This is a genomic window from Bradyrhizobium sp. 35, assembly GCF_023073215.1.
Lineage (GTDB): Bacteria > Pseudomonadota > Alphaproteobacteria > Rhizobiales > Xanthobacteraceae > Bradyrhizobium > Bradyrhizobium canariense_D.
In genome coordinates this window covers 435,736-452,657 of record NZ_JADPJC010000080.1, presented here as the reverse complement: position 1 = coordinate 452,657, position 16,922 = coordinate 435,736, and the positions used below count along the sequence as shown (strand labels likewise).

Here is a 16,922-nt window from a genome sequence, read left to right as displayed (position 1 = left end):
GCTCAATTACCAACTCTTCCTATGTGATATTTGTCACATAAGAGGCTCTACCGGCGTTATGGATAATGCGGCGAAGCGTCGCCCCGCTTTCGGGCCGACGGTCGAAGCCGTCTGTTGGGTCCGCTACATTTGCACCACCTCATGGCGCATCACGAACGGTGCAAGCAGTGCGTGCACCTCGCTCGCAACCGCCTCGCGCTGATCCGCCGGCAGGCCCGCCAGCGTCACAGTCGCGATCGAACCGTGGCTGCCGTGAGCACCGACCCTGACCTTGCAGTCGATGCCGCGCTCAGTGAGCGGTGTCAGCACCTTCGTGAACACGCGCTGGGCTGCGTCCCAGCGCAGCTGCGGCTTGAACACCTTGCCGACGCCCGTCACCGGCATCGGATCGATCGGGATGACCTGCACCGGGACAGCTGCGCGCTCCGGCGTACGCTCGCGCACCCATGTCTCCAACTCGCCCGGCTCGACGGTCGCGCCCGGCTTCAGCTGCACGTAACCGACCGGCAGCTCGCCGGCATAGGCGTCGGGTTGGCCGACCACGGCGGCAAAGCCGACGGCGGCATGCCGGAACATGATCTCCTCGATCGGCGCCGGATCGATGTTGTGGCCCCCGCGGATCACGAGATCCTTGGCGCGGCCGGTGATCCAGAGATAGCCGTCGGCATCGAGCCGGCCAAGATCGCCGGAATTGACCCAGACCTCGTCGACGAAGGCACCCTTGTTGTGCTCGTCGTTGAGATAGCCGCCGAACACGCCTGGGCCAGCCATGATGACGACGCCAATCTCGTCCGGCGCGCAGTCGCGGATCAGCTTGCCCTCGGCATCGAGCTGGACGATGCGGACCCGCGCGTAAGGCATGGGAAGGCCGACCGAACCGAGCCGGATCGGCCGCGACCGATAGGCCAGCGTGTGCACGCTCGAGGTCTCGGTCATGCCGTAGACCTCGACGACCGGCAGCTTGAGCTTGTCCTGGATCGCAGACCCCACCGCGACCGGGATCGCGGAGCCGCCACCGGCTGCATATTTCAGGCTGGAGATGTCTGCATTGCCAGGCGGTACCGCGAGCGTCGCGGCGAGTACCGTCGGCACGCTCGACAGCGCCTCCGGCTTGAAGCGCTCGACCAGTTGCCAGATGTTCTTCACCGCATTCGGGTTGCGCCATCCGCTCGGCGACAGCACGACCAGCGAACCGCCAGCCGACAGCGTCGTCAGCACCTGCGTCAAGGAGCCCCCGACGTGAAACAGCGGCATGCCGAACAGCATGTTGGCGCCCGGCTTCGACTTCAGCAGCAGATTGAGCGCCCAGGCCTGATAGACTTGGTTGGCATGCGTGTGCCGCACCAGCTTTGGCGTGCCGGTGGTGCCGCCGGTGTGGAAATAGGCGGCGATGTTGCTGCCGAGAATCTTGCGTCCGCTGATAAGGCGGTCCGAAGGCTGCGGCTTGATGAGGTCGTTGAAGGCAAAGATTCCTCTCGCCGGATCGCCAGCACCGAACACCTGCACGATCGCCTTGAGCTGCTTGAGTTGCGGCCTGATCTGCTCGACTTTCTGCCAGATGTCGGTGCCCGGCATCGGCCCGAGCGCCACCAGGATCTTCGTATTCGCGGCCTCGAGGATCTCAGCGATCTGGTGCGGCTCCAGGAGCGGATTGACGGGATTGGCGATGCCGGCGGCCTCCGCGCCGAACAGCGTTACAAAGGCGTCCGGCACCAGCGGCAGCATGAAGCTGACGACGTCGCCCTTCTCCACGCCGAGTGCGTGAAACATGTTGGCCGCTTGCGTGACGCGCGCGATGAAGTCGCGGTACGTGACCACGACCGGCGTGTCGGCGGGATCGGCATTTTGCAGGAACTGGATCGCCGGCCCGTCGGGGTTGCGGACCGCACCCAGCCTGACGGCGTCGTAAGTGCTCTCGGCCGCGACGCGATCGGCGTAAGGGACCTGCTCGAAGGCTCGAACCTCTGCGTCCGTCGCCAGGTCGGGATAGTCGCTGCCGATGAGCCGATCGAGCGCATGGATGCCCGCCATGGAATTCCGTCCTCCCTCAGATGCATTTCCCCGCGCCCTGTCTTTTGACTTTTGGGTTGGCGGGGCCTCGACCGATGGCCGGCCGAGCACGGGCAGAATGATGGATGATTTGGCGTTCGTCCATGACCTAACGGCCGCCGTAATCGGGCTGTGGTGAGAGGCTTTTGAACCTGCGCGCCCGATCCGGGGACCAAGAACTGGCATAGGACTCACATGCCGGCGTCCTCGCCAGCGCCCTGGCGCAAGACTGAGGTGATCATGACTACGCCCCCGCGGGATTGCGCTACCCGGCTGTTCATCGCGCTCGCCGTGACAGCGGGGATCATGACATCGGTGATCGCCCTCCCCCGCGCGGCACTCGCCGAGGACGGCCAGCTCGACAAGATGCGCGCCAAGATCTCGGCCTTCATCGGCGACAAGATGGAGAAGCTCGGCGGGTCACGCATCGTCTACAAGGTGGACACCGATGGCCTGCGCGAGAGCGTAGTCACGGATTTGCGCGACGACGTCTACAAGAACCTGCGCGAGGGCAAGATCGCCTTCTCCGGTCTTGCGATCCGCGACGGCGGCGTTGAGTTGAAGATTGCCGACGTCAAGGGCCGCGAGCAACTCGCGCGCAAGCTCGCGTCGGCCGCGGAAGGATTGCCGTCGCATGCACTCGCCGTGACCGACGGCGACGGACTGGTCAGGCTCGTGCCGACCAATGCGGCATCCGCCGCGCGGTTGCACGAACTCGTCGAAGATGCCATCGCCATGATCGAGCAGCGTCTGAAGGAGGCCGGCGTCCAGCTGGCCAGCGTCCAGCCCGATGGGACCGACCGCATCCGCATCTTCCTGCCCGGTGTGATGGAGCCCGAGCGCGTCACCGCGGTCTTCGCCCGCAGGGTCAAGGTCGGCTTCCGCCTGATCGACCTCTCGGTGCCGCCGGAGCAGGCGCAATCCGGCACGCCACCGGCAGGCACGGAAGTCCTGCCCGGCTTCAAGGACAAGAGCCTTTATCTGGTCGCCAAGGACAGCGTGCTCGACGGCGACGACATCAGCTATGCGGGCCCGGGGTTTGCGAGCGCCACGAAAGAGCCGATCGCCTCGTTCCGCTTCAACGGCCGCGGCACGCGGCGCTTTGCCCACATCACCGAAGAGAATATCGCAAAGCCCTTCGCCATCGTGCTCGACGGCAAGGTGATCTCCGCCCCCATCATCCGCGAGCCCATCACCGGCGGCTCGGGCCAGATCTCCGGCAATTTCACCCTGGAGGAAGCAAACAGCGTCGCCATGCTGCTGCGCGCTGGTTCACTGCCGGGGCACCTCGGCTTGGTCGAGCAGGAGGTCGTGCCGCCCGCCAAGCCCTAAGGCGGGGGGATCGCCCCACGCCCACGCCTGGTCCCCCTCGCCCGGTCGGCCGCCGAGGTCGACCACGCCGAGGCTCGTACCCACTGGCCCCCGAATCGCGGGCGCGCCACGGCCATATGCACCGCCAAACAGGCAATTGCCGAAACGCCCGATCAGGCTAAAATTTGCCTCTTGCGGCACGGCGGCCCAAAACTTCATTCAAGCGGTCGTCGTTCGATTTCGGCTATAGGTGTCGAGAATACCGACCGGGACTGAAGGCCTTACGCGGGGATAGTACCATGCCGTCCGGCAGCACAGACATTTCGTCGATCCTCGACCGCATTCTCGAGGCGGCGACGGATAACCTCAGGATCGCGAAGATCCTGGTCCAGATGGGCCTCGATCCAAACAACGTCACCTATGACTCGATCTTCAATCGGATGCTGGAGATCTTCGTCCAGAACATCACGTTGGCCAATATGTTCGCCGCGGTCGGCGCCGGCTTCTTCGTCGCCACCCTCCTGATGCGAACGATGGTGCCGCTGCGCGTCGCCAACATGGTCGGCTGCGCGTTCTTCGCCGTCTTCGGCGCGCTCTCCGCCAACGTGTCGACCTTCCTGCTCTATCTCCTGCTGCTACCGATCAACGCCTTGCGCCTGCGGCAGATGCTCAAGCTCGTCAAGAAGGCGCGCCATGCAGCCGAAGGCGACATGTCGATCGAATGGCTCAAGCCGTTCATGACCGAACGCAAATATCGTCGCGGCGATACGCTGTTCAAGCTGCGCGATCCGGCTAACGAGATGTTCCTCACCGTCACCGGCAAGTTCCTGGTCAAGGAGATCAACATCGAAATCCTGCCCGGAACGCTCATGGGCGAACTCGGCTTCCTCACGCCGGACAACCGGCGCACCGGAACGGTCGAATGCATCGAGGACGGCCAGGTGCTGACGATCACCTACGACCGGCTGCTCGAGATCTACTTCCAGGACCCGCAGTTCGGCTATTACTTCCTGGTGCTGACCAGCCAGCGGCTGCTGCAAAACATCGAGCGCCTGCAGAAGCAGCTGGCAACAGAGAGGGCCGCCACCACGAACAGGATCGCGTGAGCGATCGCCTCGCCGCTCAGTCCAAGAGCAGCGCCATGCCCGGGTCGCCCTTCTCCATCGCACGCCGATAGCCCGCCCGCGCACTGATGCGGCCGAGATATTTGACCACGTTCGGAGAGCGCTGGAGGTCATAGGGCTGGAAGTAGCGCATCGTGGTCAGCGAGAAAACTGTCATGATGTCGGCGGTCGTGAAGGCGCTGCCCGCAAGATATTCGGCCTCGCGAAGCCTTGCGTCGAGAAGATCGTAGGCCTGATCGAGACGCCCCTTCATCGCGAGCAGGGTCGGATTGTCCTTGGCGAGATCGAGCCGGTTCAGGATCATCATCCGTCCCATACCGGGTTGCAGGCTGCCATTGGCGAAATGAACCCAATACAGAAACTGCGCGAAGGCGGGATCAGTGGGACCGAGCACGAGTCGGCCGTTGCCATATTTTGCAACGATGTAGTCGACGACGGCGCCGGATTCCGCGAGCACCAACTCGCCGTCGGTGATCACCGGCGCCGTGCCAGCCGGATGCAGCGCCTTGTACTCGGCCGGAGCCAGCATGGTGACGGGATCGCGCGCATAGCGCTTCAACTCGTAGGGAATCCCCAGCTCCTCGCACAGCCAGACGATACGCTCGGACTGCGACTTGCCGAGATGATGGACGGTGAGCATGAGGCCTCCTGCGATCGCAATTGGATAGTTCGTGACCCCACACCTTACTCCGTCATTGCGAGCGCCGCGAAGCAATCGCGGGCGCGATGCTTCCTCCCATGTCCGCCCTACCCCGCCTCGTCCGTCACCATCCGCGCCACGATGCGGTCGCGGCGGATGAAATGGTGCCACAGGGCGGCGATCACGTGAATCGCGATCAAGGCGAGCAGCACATAGGCAAAGAGGATGTGGCGGTCTTCATAGACGCCAGCCGCCGCGCGGTCGGGAGCCGTGAATTGCGGCACGTGAAACAGGCCGAAGAAGTCCGAATAATCAGGGGCGTGCGCACCGGAATGCGCCCAGCCGAGCAGGGTGACGACGATGACGGCGAGGTAGAGCGCGCCGTGGCTGACATGGGCCGCGACCTTCTGCCAGCGCGAGGTCCCGGCCGGCATGGCGGGCGCCGGGTCGACGAGACGCCAGACCAGGCGAAGCACCGTGAGCAGCAGGATCACATATCCGATATCGGCGTGGATCGAGCGGTAGAAGAAGCGGTCGGGACGCGCCGGGATATGGTTCATCCACCACCCGAAGCCGATCATGCCGATGATGGTCAGCGCCAGACTCCAGTGCAGCCATCGGGAAATGCTGCCCCAGCCGTAACTGGTATTTCTGATCATGTCGGTGCTCCGGAGTTTTGCGGGCCTGTCCCTGTCCGCACCGCAGTACGGCAGCTGATACCGGGAACATGTGGCCGTCGCGAAATTGAATCGTTCCAAAATAGCCCTAAGTGCCCCTGCCGCAAAACCGCCCCAAAAACCGAATGGTAACCATGGCGGGCTAGAGTGTTCACGTGACCAATTCCCCGACGATTCTGGTGTTCGATTCCGGCCTTGGCGGCCTCACGGTCCTGCGTGAGGTCGTGGCTGCGCGGTCCGACGCGCATTACGTCTACGTCGCGGACGACGCCTTCTTCCCGTATGGCCACCACAGCGAGGACGAGATCATCGCCCGCGTGGTGCCGCTGATGGGGGAATTGATCGGCATGCACGATCCTGACCTCGTCGTGATCGCCTGCAACACGGCGTCCACGCTGGTCCTATCGCATCTGCGCGCCGCTTATTCCCTGCCCTTCGTCGGCACGGTGCCGGCGATCAAGCCGGCCTGCGCGCAGTCGAGGAGCCGGCGCGTGTCGGTGCTCGGCACCAGGGGCACGGTGAAGCGCGAATACACCAAGGCGCTGATCCGCGATTTCGCGCAGGGTTGCGAGGTGACACTGGTCGGCTCGCCCGAGTTGGCCGCGCTGGCTGAATCCGAGCTCAGCGGCTCTCCCGTCAGCGACGACGCCATCCTCGCCGAGCTCGCCCCGTGTTTCGTGGGCGATGCCGGGGACGCAGGCGCACGCACCGACACCGTGGTGCTCGCCTGCACGCATTACCCGCTGCTGCTCGACCGGCTGAAAAAGCTCGCCCCCTGGCCGGTCGACTGGATTGATCCGGCGCCCGCGATCGCCCGCCGCGTCTCGGATCTGCTCGGCCCGCACACCGGTGGCATCGCGCAATCCGGCGCCGAAATGATCTTCACCTCGAACCGCGTGCATGGCCTTTCGGCCATGCTGACGCCGTTCTTCGGCGGCCGCATTCCAGCCTGATCTTGCGCCTCGACGCCCCGCTGCTAGGGTCCGCCGTCGTCGTTTCCTACAGGTTCTTCCCATGTCCGTCCCGACCACGCCGCTCAACCGTCTTCGCCAGCTCTGGCGCGAGGGTCGTCCTGCCTTCGGCGCGATCGCGACGATCCCGAGCGTGCAGACCGTGCAGATCATGGCGCGCTCTCTCGACTGGATCATCGTCGATCTCGAGCACGGGCCGATTGGACTGACCGAAGCACATGCGATGATCGCGGCCACCACCGGCACCCCATGCACGCCGCTGGTGCGCATCGCGGCGAACGAGCCATGGCTTGCGAAGGCACCGATGGACATCGGCGCCTTCGGCATCAATTTCCCGATGATCACCAATAGCGCGGAGGCCGAGAAAGCAGTGCGCAGCGTGCGCTATCCTCCACGCGGCGATCGGCTCTGGGGTCCGTTCCATGCGCCATTCCGCTGGGGCCAGTCGATGCCGGACTACATGGCCAGCGCCGACGACGAGATGATCTGCATGATCACGATCGAGCACGTCGACGCCGTCAACCGCATCGACGAGATCATGGCCACGCCCGGCATCGATGTAGCTGTGATCGGCCCCGGCGATCTCGCCACCTCCATCAACAAGCGCGGCCAGATGGACGATCCGGAATTGCTGGAGCTGGTGGCGCGGGCCGAGGCCGGCATCCTCAGAAGCGGTGTGCCGATCGGCGGTGTGGCCCGTACCGCGGACCAGGCCAACGCCCTGGTCGACCGCGGCTACCGCGCGATCGCGCTCGGCTTCGACTGGTCGCTATTCCAGCGCGGCATCATAGCAGCGTTCGAGGGGATCAAGCGCTAGCCATTGAGTCTTGCCGGGAACCGCGGCGCTGCTAGGCTCAGCCGTTCCAGGGAGGAAAAACCATGCTCAAAAAGACTTTGCTCGCTCTCGCCTTCACCGGCCTCGCTGTTGCGGCCTTCGCCCAGCAGCCCGGCATCAAGCGCACCCCGCTCCAGAAGGTCGAGTTTCCGGATGGCTACAACACCATCACGGCCATCGCGGAGGTCCCGGCGGGCGGCGCGGCCGGACGCCATACCCATCCGGGCATCGAGACCGGCTACGTGCTCGAAGGTGAACTCAATCTCCTCATCGACGGGCAGCCGGAAAAGACGCTGAAAGCCGGCGATTCCTACCAGATCCCGGCGGGCGTCGTGCATGACGCCAAAGCCCACGGCGATAAGGCTATGAAAGTGCTTGGAGTTTACGTCGTCGACAAGACTAAGCCGCTGGCCTCGCCGGCGCCCTGATGCGGCGAACCGACCGGCCCCATGCGGGTTGGTTCGTGCTAGAGCAGGCGGCGAGCGGGAACCCCGCTCGCTGCACAAACTTTAATCAGGGGAAACCAAAGAGCGATGCGCGGGACGCCCAAGACCATTTCGCTGCCGCGTCGCCTGATTATCGACCTCATGCACGCCTCGATGGGCGTGCCCTTCGTGTCCCTGTCCCGTTCGCTCGATATTGGCCCCCTGCTGGAGGCCCGCGCGGGCGCGATGGCGCCAGCCGGCTGGGCGGCCATGTTCGTCAAGGCTTTTGCCCTCCTCGCCAGGGACGAGCCGGTCCTGCGTACCGTCTATGCCAAATGGCCCTGGCCGTCGCTTTACGAGCTGCCGAAGAGCGTAGCGTCGGTGGCCATTGCCCGGGTCGAGGGCGGCGAGGAATGCGTGATCCCGCAGCGAATCGCGGCTCCCGAGGCCATGACGCTGACTGCGGTCGACGCCGAGATCCGGCACGCAAAGACCGCCCCGATCGACGAAATTCCCATGTTTCGCAAGATCATGCGGGCGACCCGCCTGCCGCTGCCGTTGCGGCGGCTGTCTTGGGCGATCGGGCTGAATTTCGGCCGGCAGCGCGGCAACTGGTTCGGCAGCTTCGCAGTGAGCTCGGTGGCCGCCTATGGCGGTGGCGAGCTTCACCCGATCACGCCCGGCCCCTTCATCGTCAGCTATGGGGTGGTCGGGCCTGACCAGACCATCCATGTCGTGATCCGCTGGGATCATCGGGTCACCGACGCCGCCCCGATCGCCCGCGTCCTGACCCGGCTGGAACAGGTCCTGAACACTGAAATCGCTGCCGAATTGCGTGCGGCCGGGTCGAAGTCGATCCGGGCAGTCGGAACGTGATTCCGGGCCATTCGCATTGACAGCGAGCCCCAAATCCCCCTAAAAGCCGCTTGCTCGCGGGCCGATTTCGGCCCGCGAAGCGTTTCGCGACCCGTGGTCCTGTCCCTTAAGCTTTGGGATCGGACCTGTCAGTGCCGGGCTAGCCCGTCACACAGGAGGGCGCGTTTCCTCAAACCAAGTACCTGAAGAGGACGCGATGACTAAGCGCAGTGAGGCGAAGTACAAGCTCGATCGCCGTATGGGCCAGAACATCTGGGGCCGCCCGAAGAGCCCCGTGAACCGCCGCGAATACGGCCCCGGCCAGCACGGCCAACGCCGCAAGGGCAAGCTCTCCGACTTCGGCGTGCAGCTCCGCGCCAAGCAGAAGCTGAAGGGCTATTACGCCAACATCTCCGAGCGTCAGTTCCACAGCATCTATGTCGAGGCCAGCCGCCTCAAGGGTGACACCGGCGAGAACCTGATCGGCTTGCTCGAGCGCCGTCTCGACGCGGTTGTGTACCGCGCCAAGTTCGTCTCGACGATCTTCGCCGCGCGCCAGTTCATCAACCACGGCCACGTCAAGGTGAACGGCCGCAAGGTCAACATCTCGAGCTATCTGGTCAAGCTCGGCGATGTGATCGAGGTCAAGGAATCATCCAAGCAGCTTGCCCACGTCCTCGAAGCCAGCCAGCTCTCCGAGCGTGACACCCCCGACTATCTCGAAGTCGACCATGGCAAGATGACCGCGAAATACATTCGCATCCCGCACCTCTCCGACGTGCCGTTCCCGGTGCAGATGGAGCCGCATCTGGTCGTCGAATTCTATTCGCGCTAAGATCTGAATATCGAAAGGCCCCGGTTCGCCGGGGCCTTTTTTGCTTAAAGAGCCACACTTCAGTGGCCGTTTACCTTCAGGAGGCGTCGCATGCTCTATACCCCTCCCCCGATCGATCCCAAGGCGCCGCCGGTGCGCATCAATCTGCTCTCGGACACGCAGACAAAGCCGACACCTGCGATGCGCGAGGCGATGGCGCGGGCGGAGGTCGGCGACGAGCAGGTCGGCGACGATCCGACCGTGAACGCCCTGTGCGAGCGCGTGGCCGAGCTGCTCGGCAAGGAAGCCGCGGTGTACATGCCGTCAGGCACGATGTGCAACGTCACCGCGACGCTGGTGCATTGCCGCCCCGGCGACGAGATCCTCGCCCATGAGAGCGCCCACATCATCGCGCGCGAAGGCGGCGCGCATGCCGCGATCGGCGGCTTTCAGGTCACGCAGCTGAAGGGACCCGACGGCCAGTTCACGCCGGAGACCTTTCGCAGAGCGCTGCATCCGCGTACCCGCTACCAGCCGCCGCAGACGGTGGTCAGCGTCGAGCAGACCGCCAATATCGGCGGCGGTACGGTCTGGAAGAAGGCCGCGCTCGACGAGATCGTCGCGATCGCGAAACAACATGGCCTCGTCACCCACATGGACGGCGCGCGCCTGCTCAATGCCACAGTTGCGAGCGGCATCTCTCCGCGCGACATGACCGCGGGGTGGGATTCGGCCTGGATCGACTTTTCGAAGGGCTTGGGCGCGCCGATCGGAGGCGTGCTCGCGGGCTCGCGCGCCTTCATCGATGCGGTCTGGCAGTGGAAGCAGCGCCTCGGCGGCTCGATGCGACAGGCCGGAATCTGCGCGGCGGCTTGCATCTACGCGCTCGACCATCATGTCGATCGGCTCGCCGACGATCACGCCAACGCGCGCGCGCTCGCCCGCGGACTGTCGCAGATCGCAGGCATCGAGGTGCAGGAGCCCGAAACCAACCTGGTGTTCTTCAAGCCCGATGGTACCGGCGTTCCCGGCGACAAGATGGTCGCGGCGCTGCGCCAGCGCGGCGTGACGCTTGCGATGATGGACGGCCGCATCCGCGCCTGCACGCATCTCGACGTCAATGCGAGCCAGGTCGAGGAGACGATCGGATATATCCGCGAGATCGTGCGCGGAGCGTAATCACCGCCCCATCGCCTGGTAGATCAGCGTCTTCAGCGCCAGTTGAATCCGGCCGCGCTGCGTCGGGGTCTGCACCATGAAGATCCCGAACAGATCGTCCTCGGGATCGATGAAGAAGAACGTGCCGCCGACGCCGTCCCAGCGATATTCGCCAAGCGGCCACGTTGTTCCAGGAGGCACCAAGATGCGCACGGCGAGGCCGAGGCCGAAGCCGGAAGACCCGCCCGGATAATAGTTCTGGTCGCGCGCGATCTTCGTCTCCGGACCGATATGATCCGAGGCCATCAGCGCAATGGTCTCCGGTTTGAGATAGCGTCGGCCGTCATAGGTGCCGCCATTCAGCAGCATCTGGGCGAAGCGGGCGTAGTCGCCGATCGTACCGACCATGCCGCCGCCGCCCGATTCCCAGGTCGCAGGCCGCCTGATGTCGCGGACCTGCGTCGTCGGATTGATGTTGCGGTCCTCCGGCATCGGCTCGGCGATGCGCGGGAATTTGGCGGGATCGGCGACGAAGAAAGCCGTCTCGGTCATGCCGAGCGGATCGAGCAGCCGCTCCTTCTCGAACTGCAGCAGCGTCTTTCCCGCAATGATTTCGACGACGCGGCCGAGCACGTCGGTGGAATAGCCGTAATCCCACACCGTGCCGGGCTGCTCGACAAGCGGCAGCGTGGCGATCTTGGCGGCGAATTCGGCGTTGGTCAGATCGCTGTTGAAGAGATTGGCGTTCGCATAGAGCTCGCGCACCATGCCGCCGCCGTAATAGCCGTAAGGCAGCCCCGAGGTGTGGCGCAGCAGATCCTTGATCGTGATGGGTCGCTCCAGCGGCTCCAGCACCAGGGCGACTTTGCCGTCCTCGGCCTTCTTCTCGATGCCGACCTTCATGCCGGCGAAGGCCGGAATGTATTTCGAGACGGGATCGTCGAGCGACAGCTTGCCCTCCTCAACCAGCATCATCGCCATGACTGAGGTCACCGGCTTTGACATCGAATAGAGGCGGAAGATCGTGTCCGCGCTCATCGATAACTCGGTCGCGACGTCGCGGACGCCGAAATTCTGATAATAGACCGGCTTGCCGTGCTGCTGAAGCAGCAGGATGGCTCCGGGGATCTTGCCGGTGGCCACCTCGTTGCGGATGTAGTCGGAAACCTTCGCCAGCCCCGCGGGCGCGAGCGTGTGGACCGCAGGTCTCTCGGAACCTGCCTTCGCAACGATGCCGCCGGCGAGAAGGACGAGCGCCGCGATCAATGCGCGGCGCCCGAACATGTCAATTCTCCATCGCTTCATAAACCAGCTGCTTCAATGTTCGCTGCACGCGCTGGCGCTCGGTCGGGGTCTGCTCCAGCAGCACGAAGAACATGTCCTGCTTGGGGTCGACCACGAAATAGCAGCCGGAGGCGCCATCCCATTTCAATTCGCCGAGATCGCCGGGCGGCGGCGGTTTTGCGTTGCCGGGGTCGGTGCGCACCGCAAGTCCGAGACCGAAACCAAAACCGTCACCGGGGAAATAAAAATAATCGCGATCGACGCCCGACTTGAGGCCGATCTGGTCAGTCACCATCAGCTTGAACGTCTCGGGCTTGAGAATCGTCTTGCCGTCGAGATTGCCGCCCTGTAGCAGCATCTGCGTAAAGCGCTCATAATCGGCCATGGTCGTGACCATACCGCCGCTGGCGAACTGGATCTTCTTGACGACTGTCGGATCGTTGATCCGCCCGACCCGGAAATCGCTGTCGTTCGGCACCGGCTGCGCCAGCAGCTTCTGCTTCTCGGGATCGGTGACGAAGAAGCCGGTGTCGACCATGCCGAGCGGGTCGAGCAGCTTCTCCCGTTCGATCTCGATGAGCGGCTTGCCGGCCGCGACTTCCATGACCCGCGCCAGGATGTCGGTGGAATGGCCGTATTGCCACAGCGCGCCCGGCTGGTTGTGCAGCGGCAGTTTTGCGATGCGCTCGGCGAACTCCGCGAGGTCGAAATCGCCGGCATAGATGTTGGCGTCGCGATAGGCCTTGCGGACCAGGCTGTCGCCATAGAAGCCGTAGGTGACGCCGGAGGTGTGCGTCATCAAATCGTGCACCGTCATCGGCCGGTTGGGCGGCACGAGCTCGAGCGACTTGGTGCCGTCCTCGGCCTTCTTCTCGACGCCGACTTTCACATTGGCGAAGGAGGGAATGTATTTCGAGACGGGATCGTCGAGCTTGATCGTACCTTCCTCGATCAACTTCACTGCAACGACGGAAGTGATCGCCTTGCTCATCGAGAACAGGCGGAAGATCGTCTTGTCGGTGATCGGCGCCTTGCTGACGGCGTCCTGCACGCCGAAGACTTCGTGGTAGACGGGCTTGCCATGTTGCTTGATGAGGACGTTTGCCCCTGCGATCTTGCCGGTCGCGACCTCGTTCTTGAAGAACTCGGTGATCCTCGCGAGCTTGTCCGGATTGAAATGCGCGCCGGCCGGAATCTCGTAGGTGCCCTCCGCCCGCGCGAACGACATCGTACCTAACGATACAAGCGCGGCGCAGACAAGCGCGCGCAGTCCAGACTGTGAAATCATATCCCCTCCCCGGAACATGGCCCGGCGGAGTGTACCGACCACGTCATCAGGCACAAGGGCCGCCGTACCGCGCCAAAGCGTCCGCGTGCAGAGCCGCGCTCTTTTCCGAGAAACAGCAAAATATGACGTCGACGACCAACGGCGCGGCCGGCAGGGCCTCAATGGTCGCATGGACCGCAATCTTCGCGGCCTGGTCGGCTGGAAAGCCGTAAACCCCGGTCGAAATCGCGGAGAACGCCACGGAGGTCAGCTGATTGGCCCCGCAGAGCTCAAGCGCACGGCGATAACAGGAGCCCAGCGCCTCTGCCTCACCGCGAGTGCCGCCGTGCCAGACCGGACCGACTGCATGGATGACATGACGCGCAGGGAGAAGGTAGCCCTTCGTGATCTTGGCATCGCCGGTCGGGCATCCTCCGAGCTTCCGGCACGCGGCTAGAAGCTCGGGCCCGGCCGCCCGATGGATCGCGCCATCCACGCCGCCCCCACCCAGGAGCGACGTGTTGGCCGCGTTGACGATGGCGTCAACGCTCAGCGTGGTGATGTCGGCAACGATGACCTTGAGCTCCGCGCCGCCGATCCGGCGCGTCAGCTGGGTCACGTATCAGGCCGCGACAGCGACGCCCTTTTCGGAGAAGAGCTGCTGCAATTCACCGGCTTGGAACATCTCGCGGACAATGTCGCAGCCGCCGACGAACTCGCCCTTCACATAGAGCTGCGGAATGGTCGGCCAGTTCGAATAGTCCTTGATGCCGTTGCGCAGTTCGGCGGATTCGAGAACGTTGAGGCCCTTATAGCCGACGCCGATGTGGTCGAGGATCTGGACGACCTGGCCGGAGAACCCGCACTGCGGAAATTGCGGTGTGCCCTTCATGAACAGAACCACGTCGTTCGACTTCACTTCGTTGGCGATGAATTCCTCGATGCTCATATCCGTGTCCTTATGGGGCGGAGCCCACTCCAATTGCTTCGGGCTGGCTCCGCCGATCTAACCCGATACCTGGGTATATATGTAGCCCAAACCGTTGTGCATCCAAAGTAAAATGGCGGCGAGCTGCCTCTTGTGGACCGCTCTCGGCTGCACCGGCCCATTGCATGATGCCACGAATATCATCGTCAGGGAGGACTTTCATACCGTCACGGAGCCCCTATCTAGGACGAACCCGGCGTTTTGGAACCCGTCCACACCAACAACGTTCTCTTGTCCTGTCTGGAGAAAAACGTGACGAAACAAGCCTCCGCTCCGGCCCCCGCTCCGTCACTGTCGGTCGATTTGGGCGGCCTTGCCCAGAGGCTGGAAGACGCGTTTCTCGCCGTTCGCGACGAGACGGAGCGCCGGGCCGCGCCACTGTCGCCGGAGGACCAGCAGATCCAGTCCATGCCGGATGCGAGCCCGACGAAATGGCACAGGGCGCACACCACGTGGTTCTGGGAGCAGTTCGTGCTCGGCGAGCACTGTGCGGGCTACCGGCCCTTTCACCCTGACTTCGCCTTCCTGTTCAATTCCTATTACGTCAGCGCCGGTCCGCGCCATTCCCGCAATCACCGCGGCGACATCACCCGTCCGAGCGCCGATCAGGTCGGCGCTTATCGAAAACATGTCGACGCTGCCGTCGTGAAATTCTTCCGCGACGCCGGCGAGGACAAGCTTCGCGAGATCGCGCCGCTGGTCGAGGTCGGCCTCAATCACGAGCAGCAACATCAGGAATTGATGTTCACCGACATCCTGCACGCCTTCGCGCAGAACCCGATCCCGCCGGCCTATGATCCGGACTGGCGCTTCCCGGCCGCGACGCCGGCCAGCGAGGATTGGCTGACGCTGAACGAAGGCATCCACACCGTCGGTCACGTCGATGATAGTTTTCATTTCGACAACGAGAAGCCGGCGCACCGCGCCCTCGTCGGCCCGGTCAAGCTCGCACGCAATCTCGTCACCAATCGCGAATGGCTCGCCTTCATGCGTGACGGGGGCTACCGGACCGCAACGCTGTGGCTGATGGACGGTTTTGCGGCCGTGAACAACGAGGGCTGGGACTGCCCCGGTCATTGGCGCGAGATCGACGGCCAATGGCATGTGATGACGCTGGCCGGCCTCAAGCCGGTCGATCCCGACGCGCCCGTCTGCCACGTCAGCTATTACGAGGCTGACGCCTTTGCGCGCTGGGCCGGAAAACATCTGCCGACCGAGATGGAATGGGAGGTCGCGGCCCGCTCGGGCCAGCTCAACGATGCCTTCGGCATCGTCTGGCAGTGGACGCGATCGTCCTACTCGCCCTATCCCGGCTATCGCGCGATCGAAGGCGCGCTCGGCGAATACAACGGCAAGTTCATGGTCAACCAGCTGGTGCTGCGCGGCTCTTCGCTTGCAACTCCGGAGGGGCACAGCCGTATCACCTATCGCAACTTCTTTTATCCGCACCACCGCTGGCAATTCACGGGACTGCGGCTCGCCGACTACGAGTAAAATTCTCATCCGACGACAAATGCGCGCCGGACAGCGCGTTCAGGAGAGTATCATGAATGTGCACGCTAGCGCCTTGGCCGAAGCCCATCTTCCCGACGAACAGACCACCGCCTTTGCCCGCGAGGCCATCGAGGACCTGTCGCAGCAGCCTAAAAAGCTGTCGCCGAAATATTTCTACGATGCGGCCGGATCTGAATTGTTCGAGGCCATCACGCGGCTGCCGGAATATTACCCGACGCGCACGGAGCTAGCGATCCTGAAGGAGCGCGGCAGCGAGATCGCGAAAATCATTCCGGAGCACGCGGCCCTCGTCGAATTCGGCGCAGGCGCGACCACAAAGGTCCGCCTGCTGCTCAACCACTGCAAGTTCGCGGCCTATGTGCCCGTCGACATCTCCGGCGACTTCCTGACGGCGCAGGCAAACGGACTGAAGCGGGATTTTCCGTCACTCGGCATCTACCCGGTGGCGGCCGACTTCACCACGCCGTTCGAGCTGCCCAAGGCGGTGGCGACCATGCCCAAGGTCGGGTTCTTCCCAGGCTCGACCATCGGCAATTTCGAGCCGCATGAAGCGCAGGCCTTCCTGAAGAGCGCACGCGCCATTCTGGGCCGCGGCGCGCAGATCATCATCGGCGCCGATCTCGAGAAGGAGGAGCGCCTGCTCCACGACGCCTATAACGATGCCGCCGGCGTCACCGCGCGCTTCAATCTCAATGTGCTGGTGCGGATCAACCGCGAGCTCGGCGGCAATTTCGACCTTTCCGCCTTCACCCATCGCGCGATCTACAATCGCGAGCGGCACCGCATCGAGATGCACCTGATCAGCAAGAAGAGCCAGACCGTGCGCCTGCTCGGCACCAGCTTTTCGTTCCGCGCGGGCGAGAGCATCCACACCGAGAACAGCTACAAATACAGCATCGAGCGCTTCGCGACGCTGGCGCAAGGCGCGGGTTGGCGGGTGCGCGAGAGCTGGACGGATGCGGCGAAGATGTTCTCGGTGCACGCGCTGGAGGTGGCGGAGTAAGCGCTC

General features: G+C 63.9%; 17 protein-coding genes. 10 read left to right on the top strand and 7 right to left on the bottom strand.

The genetic code is table 11. The features are described from left to right. Positions 1-123: 123 nt before the first annotated feature. A complete protein-coding gene (locus tag IVB36_RS18325; protein WP_247361890.1) occupies positions 124-2,031 on the bottom strand; it encodes an acyl-CoA synthetase in 1,908 nt (635 codons plus the stop codon). Positions 2,032-2,289: 258 nt separating this feature from the next. Here IVB36_RS18325 and IVB36_RS18320 point away from each other — a divergent pair, with 258 nt between their 5' ends. Next, positions 2,290-3,381: a preprotein translocase subunit SecD gene (locus IVB36_RS18320; RefSeq protein WP_247297286.1), complete on the top strand. Its 1,092-nt coding sequence runs from the start codon at positions 2,290-2,292 to the stop codon at positions 3,379-3,381. A gap of 278 nt (positions 3,382-3,659) precedes the next feature. After that, complete coding sequence (locus IVB36_RS18315) at positions 3,660-4,466, top strand: cyclic nucleotide-binding domain-containing protein (RefSeq protein WP_018455547.1); 807 nt, start codon at positions 3,660-3,662, stop codon at positions 4,464-4,466. 16 nt (positions 4,467-4,482) lie between these two features. Here IVB36_RS18315 and IVB36_RS18310 read toward each other — a convergent pair whose 3' ends face one another. After that, entirely contained in the window at positions 4,483-5,124 is a 642-nt protein-coding gene (locus IVB36_RS18310) for a glutathione S-transferase family protein (protein ID WP_247297284.1), read from the bottom strand. Positions 5,125-5,231: 107 nt separating this feature from the next. Next, positions 5,232-5,783, bottom strand: a complete 552-nt coding sequence (locus IVB36_RS18305) for a cytochrome b (RefSeq protein ID WP_247297283.1) — start codon at positions 5,781-5,783, stop codon at positions 5,232-5,234. 173 nt (positions 5,784-5,956) lie between these two features. On the opposite strand from IVB36_RS18305, the gene murI reads away from it, so the two are divergent. The 6 genes from murI to IVB36_RS18275 all read left to right on the top strand — a co-directional run bounded on the left by murI (position 5,957) and on the right by IVB36_RS18275 (position 10,880). Next, positions 5,957-6,754 (top strand): glutamate racemase, encoded by a 798-nt coding sequence (gene murI, locus IVB36_RS18300; RefSeq protein WP_247297282.1) that lies wholly within the window; start codon positions 5,957-5,959, stop codon positions 6,752-6,754. A gap of 61 nt (positions 6,755-6,815) precedes the next feature. Further along, entirely contained in the window at positions 6,816-7,589 is a 774-nt protein-coding gene (locus tag IVB36_RS18295; protein WP_247297281.1) for an aldolase/citrate lyase family protein, read from the top strand. Positions 7,590-7,651: 62 nt separating this feature from the next. After that, positions 7,652-8,035, top strand: a complete 384-nt coding sequence (locus IVB36_RS18290) for a cupin domain-containing protein (protein WP_027518835.1) — start codon at positions 7,652-7,654, stop codon at positions 8,033-8,035. Between the two features lie 105 nt (positions 8,036-8,140). After that, positions 8,141-8,908, top strand: a complete 768-nt coding sequence (locus tag IVB36_RS18285) for an acyltransferase (RefSeq protein WP_247392676.1) — start codon at positions 8,141-8,143, stop codon at positions 8,906-8,908. A gap of 196 nt (positions 8,909-9,104) precedes the next feature. Then, the gene (rpsD, locus tag IVB36_RS18280) at positions 9,105-9,722 is read left to right on the top strand and encodes a 30S ribosomal protein S4 (protein ID WP_007602315.1); all 618 of its coding nucleotides are present in this window, start codon (positions 9,105-9,107) and stop codon (positions 9,720-9,722) included. A 90-nt stretch (positions 9,723-9,812) separates the two neighbouring features. Continuing rightward, positions 9,813-10,880, top strand: a complete 1,068-nt coding sequence (locus tag IVB36_RS18275; protein ID WP_247297275.1) for a threonine aldolase family protein — start codon at positions 9,813-9,815, stop codon at positions 10,878-10,880. Here IVB36_RS18275 and IVB36_RS18270 read toward each other — a convergent pair whose 3' ends face one another. From IVB36_RS18270 to grxD, 4 genes are read right to left on the bottom strand one after another with little or no spacing between them, the layout of a single operon-like run. Next, on the bottom strand, positions 10,881-12,143 hold the full coding sequence (locus IVB36_RS18270) for a serine hydrolase domain-containing protein (RefSeq protein WP_247392675.1): 1,263 nt from the start codon (positions 12,141-12,143) through the stop codon (positions 10,881-10,883). Between the two features lies 1 nt (position 12,144). After that, a complete protein-coding gene (locus IVB36_RS18265) occupies positions 12,145-13,431 on the bottom strand; it encodes a serine hydrolase domain-containing protein (RefSeq protein WP_026232971.1) in 1,287 nt (428 codons plus the stop codon). 46 nt (positions 13,432-13,477) lie between these two features. Next, the gene (locus tag IVB36_RS18260) at positions 13,478-14,029 is read right to left on the bottom strand and encodes an O-acetyl-ADP-ribose deacetylase (RefSeq protein WP_018455537.1); all 552 of its coding nucleotides are present in this window, start codon (positions 14,027-14,029) and stop codon (positions 13,478-13,480) included. A 3-nt stretch (positions 14,030-14,032) separates the two neighbouring features. Continuing rightward, positions 14,033-14,359 (bottom strand): Grx4 family monothiol glutaredoxin, encoded by a 327-nt coding sequence (grxD, locus tag IVB36_RS18255; RefSeq protein ID WP_007602294.1) that lies wholly within the window; start codon positions 14,357-14,359, stop codon positions 14,033-14,035. Positions 14,360-14,599: 240 nt separating this feature from the next. Here grxD and egtB point away from each other — a divergent pair, with 240 nt between their 5' ends. Both egtB and egtD read left to right on the top strand, forming a co-directional pair. Continuing rightward, entirely contained in the window at positions 14,600-15,892 is a 1,293-nt protein-coding gene (gene egtB / locus IVB36_RS18250) for an ergothioneine biosynthesis protein EgtB (RefSeq protein WP_162496424.1), read from the top strand. Between the two features lie 52 nt (positions 15,893-15,944). Further along, positions 15,945-16,916, top strand: a complete 972-nt coding sequence (gene egtD / locus IVB36_RS18245; RefSeq protein ID WP_247392674.1) for an L-histidine N(alpha)-methyltransferase — start codon at positions 15,945-15,947, stop codon at positions 16,914-16,916. Positions 16,917-16,922 lie beyond the last annotated feature (6 nt).